Source organism: Leisingera sp. ANG-Vp (genome assembly GCF_000813725.1).
GTDB lineage: Bacteria > Pseudomonadota > Alphaproteobacteria > Rhodobacterales > Rhodobacteraceae > Leisingera.
Genome location: NZ_JWLD01000046.1, coordinates 1 through 15692, shown reverse-complemented (window position 1 = coordinate 15692; position 15692 = coordinate 1). Strand labels below are relative to the sequence as shown.

Below are 15692 nucleotides of genomic sequence, written 5' to 3'. Positions count from 1 at the left end.
CCCCCCCGCCATACTGCGTGATCAGCTGTTCAAACGGCTCATCCTTGGTCAGGTTCAGCCCGGACTTGCCAGCCATCAGGAATTTGCGGGCAACCGACGGCTTGGCATCCAGCACCAGAACGCGGTGCCCAGCGCGGCCCAGTTCTTCGGTAGCCATCAGCCCGGCAGGGCCTGCGCCGATCACCACTGCGTCCCATGCCTCTGCCATGCCATCCCCTTGCCAGCGCCAGCCGCCAGCGTGTCTATTCACTGCACCAAACCAAAAGAGGCCCGCGCATGTCCGATCCGATCTGCCCGCTTTGCGGCCGCCCCATTCCGGACGGGGTTCCGCAAAGCCTGCACCATCTGATCCCAAAACTGAAAGGAGGCAAGGGCGGGCCGGTGGTTCTGCTGCATGACATTTGCCACCGCGAGATCCATGCCACGCTGACCGAGGCGGAACTGGCCCGCGATTTCAGCACGCCGGAAGCGCTGAAAGCCCATCCGCGGCTGGCCAAGTTCATCGCCTGGGTGCAGAAGCGTCCGCCGGAATTCCGCTCCCGCGTACCCGGCAAACGCCGCAAACGGTGAAGCAAACCAATCAGCACTACGTCTAGGACAGCGCCGGGTGGGACGGATCAGTTTTGGTCAGCTGATCTCCAGCCCCCGAAACGCCGGGCTGTCCCGCAGCGCTGCCCCCGCAATATGCTGGAATTCCAGCGTGGTATAGGGGCGGCGCCACAGCCATTCGCGGTTTGCCACAGCCTGCAAGTCCGGGTCCGGCGGCGTCTCATTTGTGTAGGCCAGAAAGTGCAGATCGAACCCGAATTCGGAGACATCCTGCACCGACAGCAGCTTCATATCCGCATGGGCGGCAAGCTCGGCAGCGATATCCCCTGTCCGCAAGGTAACCTGCCCGACATGCGCCCCGCCGCCCAGCGGCAGCGCGGGATCGCCGGCGCCATCCTGCCGGCTGCCCAGGAAATCATGCTGCAGCAGTTCAATGGAAAACCCCTCAGGATCATGCAGATGCGCCATATAACCGATATCGCGGAACTGATGCGGGGCTGAGACCTCAACCCCCTTCTGCCGCAAATGCTCGCAGGCGGTATCGAGATCGGGCAGGCAGATGCCAATCTTCCAATAGCGCTCGTCACGGGAATGCGCAGCCTGAGTGCCGCCAGGCAGCAGGATCAGATCCGCATCCTCTCCCGCATAACCCGCGCGCCAAGCATCACCCTCGGCCCGTGCCTCCATACCGAGCACATCGGCATAGAAACCAGCCAGCCGCTCTGGGTCTTTCACCTGCAGGCGGACTCCGGACAGCCGTTTCACCGACACATCTCCAGGATACCGGCCGCAATTTCCGGCTTGGCCTCCAGCGAATGTGCCAGCAGATCTTGAGCGGTTTCCATCAGCGCTTCCGGTTCCACGATCCGGTCAACCAACCCGTAGTCATAGGCTTCTTGCGCGGTGATTTTCTGGCCCGCCGCCAGGACCATTTTGGTGCGCGCAGGCCCGATCAGCGCTGCCAGCCGTTTCGCATCCGAGGGCTGCGGCAGGTAGCCAAGCTTCATGACCGGATAAAAGCACTTGGCCGAGGGCACCGCAATCCGGATGTCGCAGGCCAGAGCCATGCCGTTGGCGCCGCCTGCCAAAGTGCCGTTCAGCGCCGCCACTTTCAGGCAAGGCACTGCCGCCAGCGCATTCGACAGCCGCTCCCACACCGGGGACGTCGCCAGCCCTGCACGTGCTTCATCCAGATCAGCCCCGGCGCTGAACACCTTGCCCGAGCCGGTCAGAATCAGCCCGCGGGCCTCCTGCGCGCGCTCGGCAATGTCCGCCAGTTCTGTCAGCATCGCCCCGGTTAGCGAATTGGCCTTGTCCGGGCGGTTGATGGTGACGGTCCAAAGGCCGTTTTCCGCAATCTCCAGCCCGATCATACCAGCCCCACCCGCTGGCGGATGCTGTCCTCGCGCAATGAGACCTCCTGGCCGACATAGCCGTCCGCATCAGCGGTGCACATCCACATGAGTGTCCGCGCGGGCCATTCGGCGGGAATATGGTCCTCCCACTCCAGCTCGCTCACCGGGTTGATGCCGCTGGCCTTGATCTCCCGCTGCATCTGCGTGGCCACGGTTCCCGGCGACAGGCCCATAGCGCGGATGCCATTGCCGCGCTCCTCCAGATCCAGGGCAGAAGTCAGCATCGCCGCGCCCGCCTTGGAGGAACAATAGGCGCTCCAGCCCTCCAGCGGCCGGTGCGCCGCGCCGGAACTCACGGTAATGATGGTGCCGCCGCCAGCGGGCTTCATCAGCGGCAGCGCGGCACGCATGCCGTTGAACACCCCTTTTAGGTTGATATCGATCAGCTTGCCCCAGTCATCCGGCTGCGCTTCAGACAGGCGGGCAATCGGTTCGATCACCCCGGCATTGTTGATCAGGATGTCCAAACTGCCGAATTCCTGATGCGCTTTGGCCAGGGCCGCCTCGACAGCCGCGTAATCCGAGACGTCGCACGCGAAGATCAGCACATTTCCGCCGATCTCTTTCGCCAGCGCCTCCAGGGCGTCCGCGCTCCTTGCCAGCAAGGCCAAATTGGCCCCGGCGGCGGCAAAAATCCGGGCGGCATCCGCACCGATGCCGCGGCTGGCCCCTGTAATTGCAACTGTTTTTCCGTTGAAATCCATCCGCCGTCCCTCCAAGTGACTGATAACCCATGTGGTAATGCGGTTAGGGGGAACGGTCCAGCCCAAGGCCCCCTTGACGGCATAGCCCGCGGGGCAGACCATGTATTCAATTCGCTTACAGGGAAAGGTTCTCTTATGTCCGTATTTTTTGCTCGCGGCGGTGCCGCCGCGGCTGTTGTTGTTATTTCCGCCCAAGGTGCCCTGGCCGACCTTAGCGCCCAGGATGTCTGGGCCGACTGGAAAGCCTATCTGACAAGCACCGGCTACACCGTTTCCGGCAATGAATCCGTGTCCGGCAGCACCCTGACGGTGTCCGATGTGTCGATGGTCATGCCAATCCCCGAAGAAGACGGCTCCGGCACCGTAAGCTTCCCGGAAATCCAGTTTGTGGAAAACGGCGATGGCACCGTCAACGTGCTGCTGCCCGCCGAGTTCCCGATGGGGTTTGAGTTTTCCGGCGACGGCGAGAGCTTCTCGGGCAAGCTGATCTATGCCCATGACGGCACCCCGATGACCGTGTCCGGTGACGCCGAAAACATGAGCTACGGCTATTCCTCCTCCAAGGTCACCATGACCCTGGACGGGCTGACCGCCGATGGCGAGGCGATCCCGGCGGATGTGGCAAAAGTTCAGATCACCATGAACGACGTTGCCACGCAGACCGACATGACGGTCGCGGAGGCGCGCAATTATTCGCAGACGCTGACCGCGTCCAGCCTCAGCTACGACATGGGCTTCAACGATCCCGAAAGCAACGATACCGGGTCCTTCAAGGGCGCCCTGCAGGGCCTGAACTTCAGCGGCACCAGCACCGTGCCCACCGGTCTCGAAGGGCCCGATATGCAAGCGCTGCTGGAAGCCGGCTTTGCCTTTGACGGCACCTTCACATTTGCCAGCGGCAACGGAGCGGTCTCCGGCGTCGACGGCAGCGACAGCTTTGCGATGGAAAGCAGTTCCCAGGGCGGCTCGATCGCGGTTGCGATGAACAAGCAGAACCTGACCTACGATGTCTCGCAAACCGGCACCACAGTGAACATCTCCGGCTCGGAAATCCCCTTCCCGCTGGCGCTGAGCATGGCTGAAACCGGCTTCAAGATGATGATGCCGCTGGCGAAATCCGACGAGGAACAGGATTTTGCCCTGGGCATCACCCTGCGCGACTTCGCGGTTCCGGAAATGCTCTGGGGCATGGTCGACCCGACCGGCCAGCTGCCGCATGACCCGGCCACCGTGATCCTGGACCTGGCCGGCAAGGGCAAGGTGCTGTTCGACCTCTTTGACCCCGAAGCCATGATGGCTGTGGAAATGGGCGACGAGCAGCCGGGCGAGCTGAATGCGCTGACAGTGAAGCAGCTGCAGGTCTCTGCCGCGGGCGCCGAGCTGACCGGCACCGGCGATTTCACCTTCAACAATGAGGACCTGGTCAGCTTTGACGGCATGCCGGCACCTTCGGGCGAGGCCAACTTGAAACTGACCGGTGCCAACGCGCTGATCGACAAGCTGATCGGCATGGGCCTGATGTCCGACAGCGACGCCATGGGTGCGCGGATGATGATGGGCATGCTGGCAGTGCCGGGCGAAGGCGAGGACACGCTGACCTCGACAATCGCAATCTCCGAGGATGGCCAGATTCACGCCAACGGCCAGCGCATCAAGTAAGCCTGAGATGATGCATGATAAAGGCCGCTGCATCCCTGCAGCGGCCTTTTCTGTTGCACTTCCCCCGCATCAGCCATTCAAATAGCGGGCACACCCGCAAGCTGATTTCACAGGAACCACATGAGCTTCAAAAATTCCGCCTCCGCCGCAGCGCTGCTGCTTTTTGCCGGCGCTCCCGCGTTAGCCGACATTACATCTGCCGATATCTGGGACAGCTACCAGGCTTTGGCAGATGCTATTGGCGCGGAACTGACGGGGGACCTGCAGACGGACGGAAACCAGACCGTCATCAAAAACGGGCAGGTTCGCATTGTTCTGCCGCAGGAATCCGTAACCGCGGAGGTGTCTCTTCCGGAGCAGCGGCTCACCAACAATTCCGACGGAACCGTAACCGTGCATGTGAATGAGGCTGATAGTTATGCCTTCACCTTTACGCCCAAAACCGGCGCCGCTGTATCGGGTGAGTTGCTGATCCGATACCACGGCGCAGAAACAACGGCGTCCGGCAGTCCGGGGGATGTCATTTTCGACTTCAAAGTCGCAGAATCCACTGCTGAGGTGCAGGGGCTTGATTTTTCAAGCATTGAAAACAGCGGCATAGCCAGCATGGAGATTCACGCAACCGGAACCGGAGATTCCGGCGCCTTCAGGATTATCACAGGCGACACCATAGACTTGTCGGTTCAACGCAGCATCGGTTCGCTCAGCTATACAACAAAGGTCCAGGATGCTCTGGGCGGCAAGCAAACCACCGAAGCAAGCATGGCCGATCTGGAAACGGAATTCCAAGCCACCTTGCCGCGGGGCGGCATGTCCATTTTGAATTTGAGTCAAGCCATGGCAGACGGGTTGAAATTCAACCTTCAATCGGTTTCAGCTGCCGGCGCTTCCGCGACAGAAGCCACTTTGCCAGGCGGCAACGGAGTCATGACTCAATCCATGTCTTATGGCGCGACCCAGGCCAGCGCCTCGGCCGGGACAGGTGGCGTTTCCATGGATCAGCAAATTGATGGCATTGAAGTCAAAATTCAAATGCCTGGTCAGCTGCCGCTGCCCATAGCAGTGGCCTTAGAAACCTGGCAAGCCAGCATGGCAGCTCCTGTGGCACAGGACACCGCACCGCAGGAGTTCTCGCTGCAATTCCGCCTGGGCGGCTTGTCGCTGGACGATGGCATCTGGGGGCTGTTCGATCCTGCCGCAGTACTGCCGCGGGATCCCGCAACCGTTGCAGCCTCTTTCAAAGGCGAAACCACGTTGCTGCAAAACCTGCTGGACTTTGCCGCCCTGATGGCGATGAAGCCGGGCGAGCAGCCGCTGGAGCTGAACGCGCTCACTATGACAGATCTTGAGCTTTCCGCGGCAGGCGCCAAGCTGACCGGCACCGGAGACTTCGCATTCAACAATGGTGATCTGGAGAGCTTCGGCGGCTTCCCGGCCCCGTCTGGCGAAGCCAGTTTCCAACTGACAGGCGCCAACGGGCTGATTGATAAGCTGATCCAGATGGGCCTGATCACCGACAGCGATGCCATGGGCGCGCGGATGATGATGGGCATGTTTGCCGTACCCGGCGAAGGTGAGGACAGCCTGAGCTCGAAGATTGAAGTCTCTGAGGACGGCCAGATCCTCGCCAATGGCCAGCGCATAAAATAACCGTCAAATTCCGGACAGGTTGTGCGAAGGGGCTGCCATCGGCGGCCCCTTTTTTGCGGCCCGCCCTTGCGGCAGGGCCTTTGTCTGGATAGCTCTGAAAGGGAGCAGAACAGAAGGTGCCCATGACCCAGTCCCCCGAAGCGCTTTGCCACGCCCTGATTGATGCCGCCCGCAAGGCCGGCGCAGATGCCGCCGATGCCATGGCTGCCGAAGGCAGTTCCCTCAGCATCGAAGTGCGCGAGGGCAAGCTGGAGCATGCGGAGCGTTCCGAGGGCACCGACCTGGGCCTGCGAGTGTTTGTGGGAAAGCGCCAGGCGCTGGTCTCTTCCTCCGACATGCGCCCCGAGACCATCGAAGCGATGGCTGAACGCGCTGTTGCCATGGCCAAGGAAGCGCCCGAAGACCCCTACACCGGCCTCGCCGATCCGTCGCAGCTGGCGCAGGGCTGGGATCTGGCAGCCCTGGAGCTGGAAGACCCAAGCGGCGAGCCGGAACCAGCCGCGCTGCAGGCTGACGCTCTGGCTGCCGAGGCTGCCTGCCAGGCGGTCGATGGCATCACCCAGGTGCAGTCGGCCGGCGCTGGCTATGGCCGCCATGTGGTGCATCTGGCGGCAACCAACGGCTTCTCCGGCGGGTATCAGCGCACCGGCAGATCGCTGTCCTGCACCGGCATCGCAGGCACCGGCACAGGCATGGAACGCGACCACGACGGCGACTCGCGCACCTTTCAATCCGACCTGCGCAGCGCCGATGACATCGGCCGCACTGCCGGCGAGCGCGCGGTGGCCCGGCTTGGCGCCCGCAAACCCAAGACCGGCAGTTTTCCGGTGCTGTTCGACGAACGCATCTCCTCTTCGCTGATCGGCCACTTGCTCTCTGCAGCCAATGGCGCAGCCATTGCGCGGGGCTCCTCCTGGCTGAAAGATTCGCTGGGCCAGCAGGTGCTGCCTGTGGCGCTCTCGGTGGTTGAGGATCCGCACCGCCCGCGCATTTCCGGCTCACGCCCGTTTGACGGCGAGGGGCTGGCGACCCGCAAGCGCACCGTGGTTGATAACGGCGTGCTGACCGGCTGGACTCTGGACCTCGCCTCGGCCCGCAAGCTGGGGCTGGAAAGCACCGGCAACGCCGCCCGCGGTATCGGCGGCGTGCCCTCTCCTTCCACGTGGAACATTGCGCTGACCCAAGGCGAAGCAAGCCGCGAAGACCTGATTGCGCAGATGGGCACCGGCCTCCTGGTCACCTCGATGATCGGCTCCACGATCAACCCGAACACGGGCGATTATTCCCGCGGGGCCTCGGGCTTCTGGGTGGAAAACGGCGAGATCGCCTATCCGGTCAACGAATGCACCATCGCCGGCAACCTGCACGATATGCTGCGCCGGATCGTGCCTGCAAATGACGCCCGCCAGCACCTGTCGACCGTGGTGCCGTCGCTGCTGATCGAAGGAATGACACTTGCCGGCAACTGATCTTTCCCTGCTTGTGAAAGCGGCGGAACAAGCCGGAGACATCGCATGCCGCTACACGGGCCCCGAGGCCAAGCGTTGGGACAAGCCTGGCGGTGCCGGCCCGGTGACCGAGGCGGATCTGGCCGTGAATGCCATGCTGGAAGACATGCTGCCCAAGGCGCGGCCCGGTTACGGCTGGCTGTCTGAGGAGTCTGAAGACAGCGAAGCACGCCTGTCCTGCGACCGGGTGTTCATCCTCGACCCGATCGATGGCACCCGCAGCTTTGCCGAGGGTTCCCGCACCTGGGCGCATTCCTTTGCGGTCGCGGAACAAGGCGAGGTAACTGCGGCGGTGATCTACCTGCCGCAGCGCGGGTTGATGTTCACCGCTGCCAAGGGCCAGGGCGCCGCCTGCAACGGTGCTCCAATCCAGGTGTCCAAGGCAAACGAGCTTGCCAGCACCGAGGTGCTGGCCGCCAAACCCAACTTGCAGGCCCATCACTGGCTGGACGGCACCCCGCCGGAGTTCATCCGCAGCTACCGGCCGTCATTGGCTTACCGCCTGGCCAAAGTGGCAGACGGCCGCTTTGGCGCCATGCTGACACTGCGGCCCAGCTGGGAGTGGGATATTGCGGCCGGCGATCTGCTGATCCGCGAGGCCGGCGGCGCAATCACTGACAGAACCGGCAGCGCATTACGCTTCAACAATCCGCATCCGCGGCTGAATGGTGTGGTCGCCGGCAGCGGCGCCTTGCATCAGGCGCTGATGGCACGGCTGGACCCGGACAGTCCCGGCATTGCTGGACATTAGGTAAGCCCGGTCTTAAGCCGCCTCAGCAGTTCCGCCACAGCCAGACGTAAAGTTTTCACAGACAACCCCGCATGTTGCAGATACCTTGGGCCGGAAAATTCAGATCGAACCAGATGCAACGGCGACCCACAGCTCCCAGCCGCTCCTCCGTGCTGCAGCCCCGCCCCAAAGGCGAGCTGCTGTGGGTGCACGCGACCACGCCTGAACGCTACCTGGCGCTTTGCGACATTGGCCGCCGCCTGAAAAGCCTGCGCCCGGACCTCTCGGTGCTGGCCAGCTGGGAGCCCGGCTTGCGGCTGACCGGCACGGTCGGCTGCGACATTCCGATCGGCCCTCTGCCCGACGATACAGCAACTGAGGCCCGCGATTTTCTGAACCACTGGCAGCCTGATGCCTGCATCTGGACCGGCACACCCTCACGCCGGGTCATGCTGAAGCAGCTGCGGGAGCGGAAAACCGGCGTGCTGCTGGCCGACTTGCTGGAAAATGAAGTCCCGAACCGCGCCAGCCGCTGGCTGCCGGACCAGCGCAAGCGCCTGCTGGACGGGCTGACTTGCATTCTGACCCCGTCCAAGGCGGTGCAAGCACGGCTGATCCGGGCCGGCTTCCCGGCCGGGCGGGTGGAGCTGGCGGCAAAACTGCGGGTTTCAGCCATCCCGCCTGGCTGCAATGACGACGAACTGGCATCCATGCAGCAGGTCTTGGGAAGCCGCCCGGTCTGGCTGGCTGCCCATGCCAAACTCAGCGAACTGCCGCAGATCCTCGAAACCCACCGGGCGGCTTTGCGGCTGCTGCACCGGCTGCTTCTGGTCATTGCGCTGGACGATCCGCAGGATCTGGACGCCGCTGCCAAGCTGCTGCAGGACAGCGGCCTGCCCTTTGCCGATTGGGAAAACGGCGGCGAGCCTGAAGACCTGTGCCAGGTGCTGCTCACCAGCGGCGAGGATCTGGGGCTTTGGTACCGGCTGTCTCCCGTTGCTCTGATCGCCAGCAGCCTGGACCCGGCCGCTCAGGGGCAGTCGCCGCTGGATGCCGCTGCCCTGGGCTCTGCCCTGCTGCACGGCCCCGGCATCCATGCCCACCGTGAGCTTTATGAGCGGCTGGCCAAAGCCGGCGCTGCGCAGCCAGTGCGCGCCCAAACCGACATGGCCGACGCGGTTGTCGCCCTCTCCGCACCCGACAAGGCGGCTGAGATGGCCCTGGCCGGCTGGCAGAGCGTCACCGAAAGCGCGGCCACCACCGATAAACTATTGGACAAGGTTCAGGCTCTGCTGGACCAGCGCGAGGACACAAATGCGGGCACCTGATTTCTGGCACAAGCCGCCCGGTTCCTTTGATCTGCGGGCGGCTTTGCTGGCGCCATTGGGCTGGGCCTATGGCCGTGCAACAGCCTCGCGGCTGGCCAAGGGCAGCCCGGCGGCGCCCGGGGTGCCGGTGATCTGCGTCGGCAACCTGAACGCCGGCGGCACCGGCAAGACGCCTACCGTGATCTGGCTGCTGGAAACCCTGCGCAACCTGGGCCACGAGCCGCATGTGGTGACCCGCGGCTACGGCGGCACTCTGGAAGGGCCGGTGCAGGTCATCCCCGGACAGCACAAGGCCGCGCAGACCGGGGACGAGCCGCTTCTGCTGGCGGCCTTTGCCGAGGTCTGGGTGGCCAAGGACCGCGCGGCCGGCGCGTGCGCCGCAGCGGAAGACGGCGCCACGGTGATTGTGCTGGATGATGGTTTCCAGAACCCGGCTGTGGCCAAGGATCTGTCATTGATCGTAGTGGACGCGCAGCAGGGGTTCGGCAACGGCCGCTGCCTTCCCGCCGGCCCCTTGCGGGAACCTGTTGCTACCGGTCTTAAACGGGCCGATGCCGTGCTGTCGCTAGGATCTGAACCGGCGCAGAAAGCGTTTGCCTCTGCCTGGGGCAATCAGCTGCAGGGGCTGCCTCATTTCACCGGTGCAGTGGAGCCGCTGCAGACCGGCATGCCCTGGAACGGCACAAAGGTTCTGGCCTTTGCCGGCATCGGCCATCCGCAAAAGTTCTTCAACACTCTGCGCAGCCTTGGCGCCGACATCGCCCGGGCCGAGGCGCTGGACGATCACCAGCCGTTGACCGGCGCGCTGCTGAGCCGGCTGGAAAACGAGTCAAAACTGCTGAATGCCCAGCTGGTTACCACCGAGAAAGACGCCGTCCGCCTGCCCGACAGCTTCCGCCCGAAAGTGATCACCCTGCCAGTGAGATTGCAGATTGCCGGGGATGACGCGTTGAAAGAGCTGCTGAAGAAAACCGCCCCTGCGCCGTGATCCTGCTCGGCATCTGAAATGCAGAACAAAAAAGAGCCCGGGGCATTCGGCCCGGGCTCTTCGACTGACGGTTATTCTGTTCAGCCTTCCAGCTCAGCGTCCAGCAGTTTCCTGAAGTCCGCATAAGACTGGTTGGAAACCTTCTCGCCGTTCAGGATGAACGATGGGGTAGATTCGATGCCATGCTCGGTGGCGTTTTCCTGATACCAGGTCACCAGGGTCTGCGCCTTGGTGCCGTCCTGCAGGCAGGCTTCCAGCTGTTCGTTCTCGATGCCGGCCAGGCGGCCGATCTTGCGAAGCTCGTCAACAATTGCCGAGGCATCGCCAGCCCGTGCCCAATCCGACTGGCCTTTGTAGATCAGGTCGGAGATGCCAAAGAACTTATCGGTGCCGCCGCAGCGCGCGATCATCGACGCCCACAGGCCGTAGCGGTCGAAATAGACCTCGCGGTAGATGAACTTCACCTTGCCGGTGTCGATGTAATCCGCCTTCAGCTGCTTGAAGGTGTTGTTGTGGAAGTTCGCGCAATGCGGGCAGGTGTAGGAAGCGTATTCAATCAGTGTGACCGGCGCATCCTCGGCGCCCAGGGTCATCTCGGTGATGGTGGAGGTGTCCACTTCGGCTTCCTGCGCAAAGGCGGCGCCGACCAGCGGGTTCTGCGGCAGATTGCTCTGGCTGTTGAAGCCTGAGAGGGCATAACCGCCCGCAACAACCGCAACCGCGGCAAAGACACCAGACATGAGACGGGTCATTTGAACCCCTTTCCTTGCGTTTTCTGTTTTGTCAGCACATTGCGCCCCAGACGCTCCAGGGCGGCGCGCAAATCGTCGTTTTCCACCCCTTCCGCTGCCTTGCTGGCCTCCGCAGCATCCTGCGGGTCTGGCTGAAGCGGAGCTTGCACTTTGGGGGCATACTTGAATTCCACGCGGCCATCGGAAAATCCCGTCGGTGCCGTTTGCGTGATCCGCACCTTGGAGATGGCGTTGAAGCCATAGACCGCATTCACCCGCTCGCGCAGGCGTTCCTTTTGCATTTCGAGCATGGGCGCATTGGCCCCGGTCGTCAGCACCGTCAGCGTGGCGCCAAAGGAGCCGCGCCCGTAACCCACATTCACCGGCCGCGCCATTGCGGCGATATCCGGCCCGGCGATCTCTTCCCAATGGGTGAGCAGGCGCGATACCGCGAATCCCCGGCTTTCCCCCGCCTTGCGGATCTGCTCGCTGAGGAGCTTGGAGGTCCGGGAGAACCCGCGTGTGGTGCTTCGCCTGAATGCCATGATCTAGCTTTTGCTCGACTGCGTACCCTATTGTAAAGAGCCCGGGTACAGGCGCCAGCCTAACAGCAAGCCAAGGAATAACGAATGCGTGACTTGAACAGCCATTCCGCCGCGATGAGCGGAGACTTGCTTGCCTGGTACGACGTGCATGCCCGCGCTATGCCCTGGCGGGTCGGCCCGGCGGAGCGAACGGCCGGCGCGCGCCCCGATCCCTATAAGGTCTGGCTCAGCGAGGTGATGCTGCAGCAGACCACTGTGGCCGCCGTGAAGGAGTATTTCCTGCGCTTTACCAGCCGCTGGCCAACGGTTCTGGACCTCGCCGCCGCGGAAGACGCCGACGTAATGAGCGAATGGGCCGGCCTTGGCTACTACGCCCGCGCCCGCAACCTGCTGAAATGCGCCCGCGTTGTTGCCGAAGACTTCAGCGGCAGCTTCCCCGGCACCTATGACGGCCTGCTGAAACTGCCCGGCATCGGCCCCTATACCGCCGCCGCCATTTCCTCGATCGCCTTTGACCGGCCTGAGACGGTGCTGGACGGCAATGTCGAACGGGTGATGGCACGCATCCACGACATCCACGAACCGCTGCCGGGTGTGAAACCCGTGCTCAAAGAGTGCGCAGCAGAACTGACCCCGGCACAGCGCCCCGGCGATTATGCTCAGGCAGTGATGGACCTGGGCGCCACCATCTGCACGCCCCGGAACCCTGCCTGCGGTATTTGCCCCTGGCGCGATCCCTGCGCGGCGCGGGTCGCGGGGACAGCCGCAGAACTGCCTAAGAAGACGCCGAAAAAGCCAAAGCCGACGCGGCACGGCATCGTTTACCTGGCAGAATCGGCAGAAGGGACCTGGCTGCTGGAACGCCGCCCGGACAAGGGACTCTTGGGCGGCATGCTCGGCTGGCCCGGTTCGGAGTGGAATGACAACCCGGTTCCGAACCCGCCGTTTGAGGCCGACTGGCAGGATCTGGGCGGCGAAGTCCGCCATACCTTCACCCATTTCCACCTCATTCTGCAGGTCAGGACCGCTGAGCTGCCCGCAGGATTCAATCCGGCTGAAGACCAGGAGCTGATCCCGCGCCACAGCTTCCGGCCCTCCAGCCTGCCCACAGTGATGCGCAAGGCCTTCGATCTTTGCAAAGGCAGCTGACTGCCCCCGCGCTCCTATTGGGTTTTTAAGCGTTAGGGCATAGGGTCGGCGCAAACGCGCGCTGACTGATTTGGGAGACACAGGCATGATTGCCCCCGAAACCCTTGCCCGCTGGCAAAGCGCCCTGCCGTTCTGGATGTCCTTCCTGCTGCTGCCGCTGGCGTGGATTGCCGCGCTGCAGGGCGGCTGGGCCCTGATCCTGCCGCCGCTGGTGACCTGGCATCTGTTTGCAGTGCTGGACGGGATGTTCGGCCTCAACCTGGAAAACGCCGACCCCGAAACCCCTGACAGCGAGCTGAAATGGTACAAGCTGCTGACCGCCGCCTGGGTGCCGCTGCAGTTCGTGACGCTGTTTACGCTGATCTGGTACGTAAGCGGCGCAGACCACCTGAACGGTTTTGAGAAGTTCGCCGTGTTCTTTGGGGTTGGCGTTATCACCGGTGCCGTTGGAATCAACTACAGCCATGAGCTGATGCACCAATCCAGCCGGGCCGAGCGCTGGCTGGGGGATATTCTGCTGGCCATGGTGCTTTACTCGCACTTCCGCTCTGAACACCTGCTGGTGCATCACCGCTATGTCGGCACTCCGCGCGATCCGGTGACGGCGCGCTATAACGAGGGCTTCCACCGTTTCTACCCGCGGGTGCTGCGGCAATGCTGGCACTCTGCCTTCCGGGCGGAGAAGGAGAAGCTGGCCAAGAAAAACCGCCCATGGACGGACCTCACGAACCCTTTCTTCCGCTATTGGGCGCTGCAAGGCGCTATGCTGCTGCTGGCGCTGCTGCTGGGAGGCATGACAGGCGTGCTGCTGTTCCTGGTGCAGGCCGGCGTCGCCATCTGGCAGCTGGAGCTGGTCAATTACGTGGAACACTACGGGCTGACCCGCAAACATCTGGGCGAGGGCAAGTATGAGCCGGTGCAGCCGCGCCATTCCTGGAACGCGGCGCATAAGGCGTCAAATTGGCTGCTGATCAATCTGCAGCGGCATTCCGACCACCACTACAAGCCCAACCGCCGGTTTCCGCTGCTGCAGAACTATACCGAGGCGGACGCCCCACAGCTTCCCTACGGCTACCCGGTGATGACGGTTGCCGCGATGATCCCGCCTTTGTGGCGCCGGGTGATGAACCCGCGGGTGCGGCGCTGGCGGCAGGCCTATTACCCGGAAATCACCGATTGGCACCCCTACAACAAGGCGCTGAACCCGCAGCCGCGCTGAGCCTTACCCCCAAGCAAGCACCGTCATCGGCGTATCCAGCCCGCGCACCTCCTGACCCGGGTGCCGGGCCGCGCCTTCCAGCAGATCCGCACCAGCGCGTTCCGCGCGCACCTGGTCAGCCAGGGCTTCGCTGACGGCAATGCGAGCCTCCAGCGGGCGGGTCAGCTTTTCCAGCCGCGAGGCGATGTTCACCGCCATGCCCAGCACCGCATACTCCAGCCGGTTGGCGCCGATGTCGCCCAGCAGCGCCTCGCCATAGTGAATCCCGATGCCAGCACGGATCTCCGGCAGGCCGCGGCGGGCGCGTTCCGTATTCCATTTCGCCAGCGAGGCTTGCATCGCCTGGGCGCAAGCCAGCGCGTTGGTGGCGTCCTGTTCGCCAGCGACAGGCGTGCCGAAAGTCGCCATCAGCCCGTCACCCAGATACTTGTCCAGCGTGCCGTGATGGCGGAACACCTCGCGCTCCATCCGGCCATGAAACTCGCGCAGCAGATCAATGACATCATGCGGGTCCTGCTCGGCCGACAGCCGGGTAAAGCCGACGATATCGATAAACAGAACCGCTACGTTCTCGCTGCGCACCTGCTTCAGCGGCTCGTCATTCTGCGATAGCTGGTCCACGACATTGGGGGAAAAATACCGCGACAGGTTGGCCCGCTCGCGCTCGAGGCTGGCGTTGCTCATCAGCAGCCCGTTGAAACGGCGCACCGAGAACCCCAGTGTCACCGCCACCAGGACAAAGACCACCGCCTCCTGTACCCGGAGCTTCACGATGAAGCTGTTCGGATCGAAGAATTCCATCAGGTCCGGATTAAAGCCAAGCGCTGCATTCACCGCGTCCGAAAGACCGGGCACCGGATCGGTAACCCACCAGGCCACACCCAGCGCGCCCAGCCACATCGCCGCTGTCCAGGTGCCGATTGCAATCACCGTGCGCCAGGAATAGGCCATCGTGCCGGCAGCAAGAATGACAAAGAAATACTGAAAGTTGTCAAACCGGTACTGCAAGGGCAGCGGCAGGCCGCGGCTGTCGAAGGGGTTTGGCACAATCAGAGCAAAGGTCATGATCAACAGATCGAGAAAGATCAGGAACAGCTCCAGCTTGGACCGCCCGATCTTGCCCGCACGGCCGATGAACCAGCCGTTGAGGCACAACAGCGCAAGAATCGCGTGGTAATAAAGAACATTCCAGGACGGGTTCAGAAAGATGATGAACACGCCGATGACCGGCATCGCGATCCAGCGCGCCCGCACCGCCAGCTGCAGCCCGCGCCGCTTGTGCGCCTCCAGTGCGGCTTCGGCAAAGCGGATTCCCGCCTCGCTGGCCTGTTTCTGGCTGCCGTTCCGCACGTCCGCTGAAGCGCGCTGGCCCGGTGCAAGTGCTGTCTCGGTCATGCATGATCCCTTCCTGCCAGTGGCAGCCGCGGTTTCCCTTTGCAGATAGTGGCGCTGCCGCACTCAGGGAATAGCGCATCCTGGCATAAATGCGCAAAAAACCCCGCCTTCTACAGGCGGGG

Annotated in this window: 16 protein-coding genes; 9 read left to right on the top strand and 7 right to left on the bottom strand. The window is 63.2% G+C overall.

Features of this window, described 5'->3' with window-relative positions; genetic code table 11:
* A partial coding sequence (locus tag RA20_RS15855) for an NAD(P)/FAD-dependent oxidoreductase (RefSeq protein WP_039130828.1) occupies window positions 1–208 on the bottom strand: 208 nt, incomplete at its 3' end.
* Between the two features lie 68 nt (window positions 209–276).
* Between RA20_RS15855 and RA20_RS15850 the strand changes: the two genes are divergently transcribed.
* On the top strand, window positions 277–570 hold the full coding sequence (locus RA20_RS15850; protein WP_039130832.1) for an HNH endonuclease: 294 nt from the start codon (window positions 277–279) through the stop codon (window positions 568–570).
* Window positions 571–627: 57 nt separating this feature from the next.
* On the opposite strand, the gene RA20_RS15845 is transcribed toward RA20_RS15850, so the two are convergent.
* Genes RA20_RS15845 through RA20_RS15835 form a run of 3 tightly spaced genes read right to left on the bottom strand, consistent with a single transcriptional unit; the run spans window position 628 to window position 2668 of the window.
* Entirely contained in the window at window positions 628–1314 is a 687-nt protein-coding gene (locus RA20_RS15845; protein WP_039130830.1) for a VOC family protein, read from the bottom strand.
* Window positions 1311–1922 carry an enoyl-CoA hydratase/isomerase family protein gene (locus tag RA20_RS15840; RefSeq protein WP_039130826.1) on the bottom strand — a complete coding sequence of 204 codons (612 nt, stop codon included), beginning with the start codon at window positions 1920–1922 and terminating at the stop codon, window positions 1311–1313. The genes RA20_RS15845 and RA20_RS15840 overlap by 4 nt, the downstream gene beginning before the upstream one ends.
* Entirely contained in the window at window positions 1919–2668 is a 750-nt protein-coding gene (locus RA20_RS15835; protein ID WP_039130824.1) for an SDR family oxidoreductase, read from the bottom strand. Before RA20_RS15835 ends, RA20_RS15840 begins: the two co-directional genes overlap by 4 nt.
* Before the next feature lie 135 nt (window positions 2669–2803).
* On the opposite strand from RA20_RS15835, the gene RA20_RS15830 reads away from it, so the two are divergent.
* From RA20_RS15830 to lpxK, 6 genes are all read left to right on the top strand, one after another.
* The gene (locus tag RA20_RS15830; RefSeq protein WP_039130822.1) at window positions 2804–4327 is read left to right on the top strand and encodes a DUF2125 domain-containing protein; all 1524 of its coding nucleotides are present in this window, start codon (window positions 2804–2806) and stop codon (window positions 4325–4327) included.
* A gap of 120 nt (window positions 4328–4447) precedes the next feature.
* Complete coding sequence (locus RA20_RS15825) at window positions 4448–5977, top strand: DUF2125 domain-containing protein (protein WP_039130819.1); 1530 nt, start codon at window positions 4448–4450, stop codon at window positions 5975–5977.
* A 122-nt stretch (window positions 5978–6099) separates the two neighbouring features.
* Window positions 6100–7446 carry a TldD/PmbA family protein gene (locus tag RA20_RS15820; RefSeq protein WP_039130817.1) on the top strand — a complete coding sequence of 449 codons (1347 nt, stop codon included), beginning with the start codon at window positions 6100–6102 and terminating at the stop codon, window positions 7444–7446.
* Window positions 7433–8236, top strand: a complete 804-nt coding sequence (locus RA20_RS15815; protein ID WP_039130814.1) for an inositol monophosphatase family protein — start codon at window positions 7433–7435, stop codon at window positions 8234–8236. The genes RA20_RS15820 and RA20_RS15815 overlap by 14 nt, the downstream gene beginning before the upstream one ends.
* Window positions 8237–8349: 113 nt before the next feature.
* A complete protein-coding gene (locus RA20_RS15810; protein WP_039130812.1) occupies window positions 8350–9543 on the top strand; it encodes a 3-deoxy-D-manno-octulosonic acid transferase in 1194 nt (397 codons plus the stop codon).
* Window positions 9530–10531 carry a tetraacyldisaccharide 4'-kinase gene (gene lpxK, locus RA20_RS15805; RefSeq protein WP_039130808.1) on the top strand — a complete coding sequence of 334 codons (1002 nt, stop codon included), beginning with the start codon at window positions 9530–9532 and terminating at the stop codon, window positions 10529–10531. The genes RA20_RS15810 and lpxK overlap by 14 nt, the downstream gene beginning before the upstream one ends.
* An 80-nt stretch (window positions 10532–10611) precedes the next feature.
* Here lpxK and RA20_RS15800 read toward each other — a convergent pair whose 3' ends face one another.
* Window positions 10612–11283 carry a DsbA family protein gene (locus RA20_RS15800; protein ID WP_039130806.1) on the bottom strand — a complete coding sequence of 224 codons (672 nt, stop codon included), beginning with the start codon at window positions 11281–11283 and terminating at the stop codon, window positions 10612–10614.
* Window positions 11280–11807, bottom strand: a complete 528-nt coding sequence (locus RA20_RS15795; RefSeq protein ID WP_039130804.1) for a DUF721 domain-containing protein — start codon at window positions 11805–11807, stop codon at window positions 11280–11282. Before RA20_RS15795 ends, RA20_RS15800 begins: the two co-directional genes overlap by 4 nt.
* Before the next feature lie 84 nt (window positions 11808–11891).
* Here RA20_RS15795 and mutY point away from each other — a divergent pair, with 84 nt between their 5' ends.
* Together mutY and RA20_RS15785 are read left to right on the top strand one after the other, a co-directional pair.
* Window positions 11892–12956 carry an A/G-specific adenine glycosylase gene (gene mutY / locus RA20_RS15790; protein ID WP_039130801.1) on the top strand — a complete coding sequence of 355 codons (1065 nt, stop codon included), beginning with the start codon at window positions 11892–11894 and terminating at the stop codon, window positions 12954–12956.
* Window positions 12957–13041: 85 nt separating this feature from the next.
* The gene (locus tag RA20_RS15785) at window positions 13042–14175 is read left to right on the top strand and encodes an alkane 1-monooxygenase (protein ID WP_039130799.1); all 1134 of its coding nucleotides are present in this window, start codon (window positions 13042–13044) and stop codon (window positions 14173–14175) included.
* A gap of 3 nt (window positions 14176–14178) precedes the next feature.
* Here RA20_RS15785 and RA20_RS15780 read toward each other — a convergent pair whose 3' ends face one another.
* Window positions 14179–15570, bottom strand: a complete 1392-nt coding sequence (locus RA20_RS15780) for an adenylate/guanylate cyclase domain-containing protein (RefSeq protein ID WP_039130796.1) — start codon at window positions 15568–15570, stop codon at window positions 14179–14181.
* Between the last annotated feature and the right edge of the window lie 122 nt (window positions 15571–15692).

Excerpts from the sequence above, each read along its gene's own strand:
- RA20_RS15850 (WP_039130832.1), top strand. The coding sequence starts at position 277 with ATGTCCGATCCGATCTGCCCGCTTTGCGGCCGCCCCATTCCGGACGGG.
- RA20_RS15840 (WP_039130826.1), bottom strand. The coding sequence starts at position 1,922 with ATGATCGGGCTGGAGATTGCGGAAAACGGCCTTTGGACCGTCACCATC.
- RA20_RS15835 (WP_039130824.1), bottom strand. The coding sequence starts at position 2,668 with ATGGATTTCAACGGAAAAACAGTTGCAATTACAGGGGCCAGCCGCGGC.
- RA20_RS15830 (WP_039130822.1), top strand. The coding sequence starts at position 2,804 with ATGTCCGTATTTTTTGCTCGCGGCGGTGCCGCCGCGGCTGTTGTTGTT.
- RA20_RS15825 (WP_039130819.1), top strand. The coding sequence starts at position 4,448 with ATGAGCTTCAAAAATTCCGCCTCCGCCGCAGCGCTGCTGCTTTTTGCC.
- RA20_RS15820 (WP_039130817.1), top strand. The coding sequence starts at position 6,100 with ATGACCCAGTCCCCCGAAGCGCTTTGCCACGCCCTGATTGATGCCGCC.
- RA20_RS15810 (WP_039130812.1), top strand. The coding sequence starts at position 8,350 with ATGCAACGGCGACCCACAGCTCCCAGCCGCTCCTCCGTGCTGCAGCCC.
- lpxK (WP_039130808.1), top strand. The coding sequence starts at position 9,530 with ATGCGGGCACCTGATTTCTGGCACAAGCCGCCCGGTTCCTTTGATCTG.
- RA20_RS15800 (WP_039130806.1), bottom strand. The coding sequence starts at position 11,283 with ATGACCCGTCTCATGTCTGGTGTCTTTGCCGCGGTTGCGGTTGTTGCG.
- RA20_RS15795 (WP_039130804.1), bottom strand. The coding sequence starts at position 11,807 with ATGGCATTCAGGCGAAGCACCACACGCGGGTTCTCCCGGACCTCCAAG.
- mutY (WP_039130801.1), top strand. The coding sequence starts at position 11,892 with ATGCGTGACTTGAACAGCCATTCCGCCGCGATGAGCGGAGACTTGCTT.
- RA20_RS15785 (WP_039130799.1), top strand. The coding sequence starts at position 13,042 with ATGATTGCCCCCGAAACCCTTGCCCGCTGGCAAAGCGCCCTGCCGTTC.
- RA20_RS15780 (WP_039130796.1), bottom strand. The coding sequence starts at position 15,570 with ATGACCGAGACAGCACTTGCACCGGGCCAGCGCGCTTCAGCGGACGTG.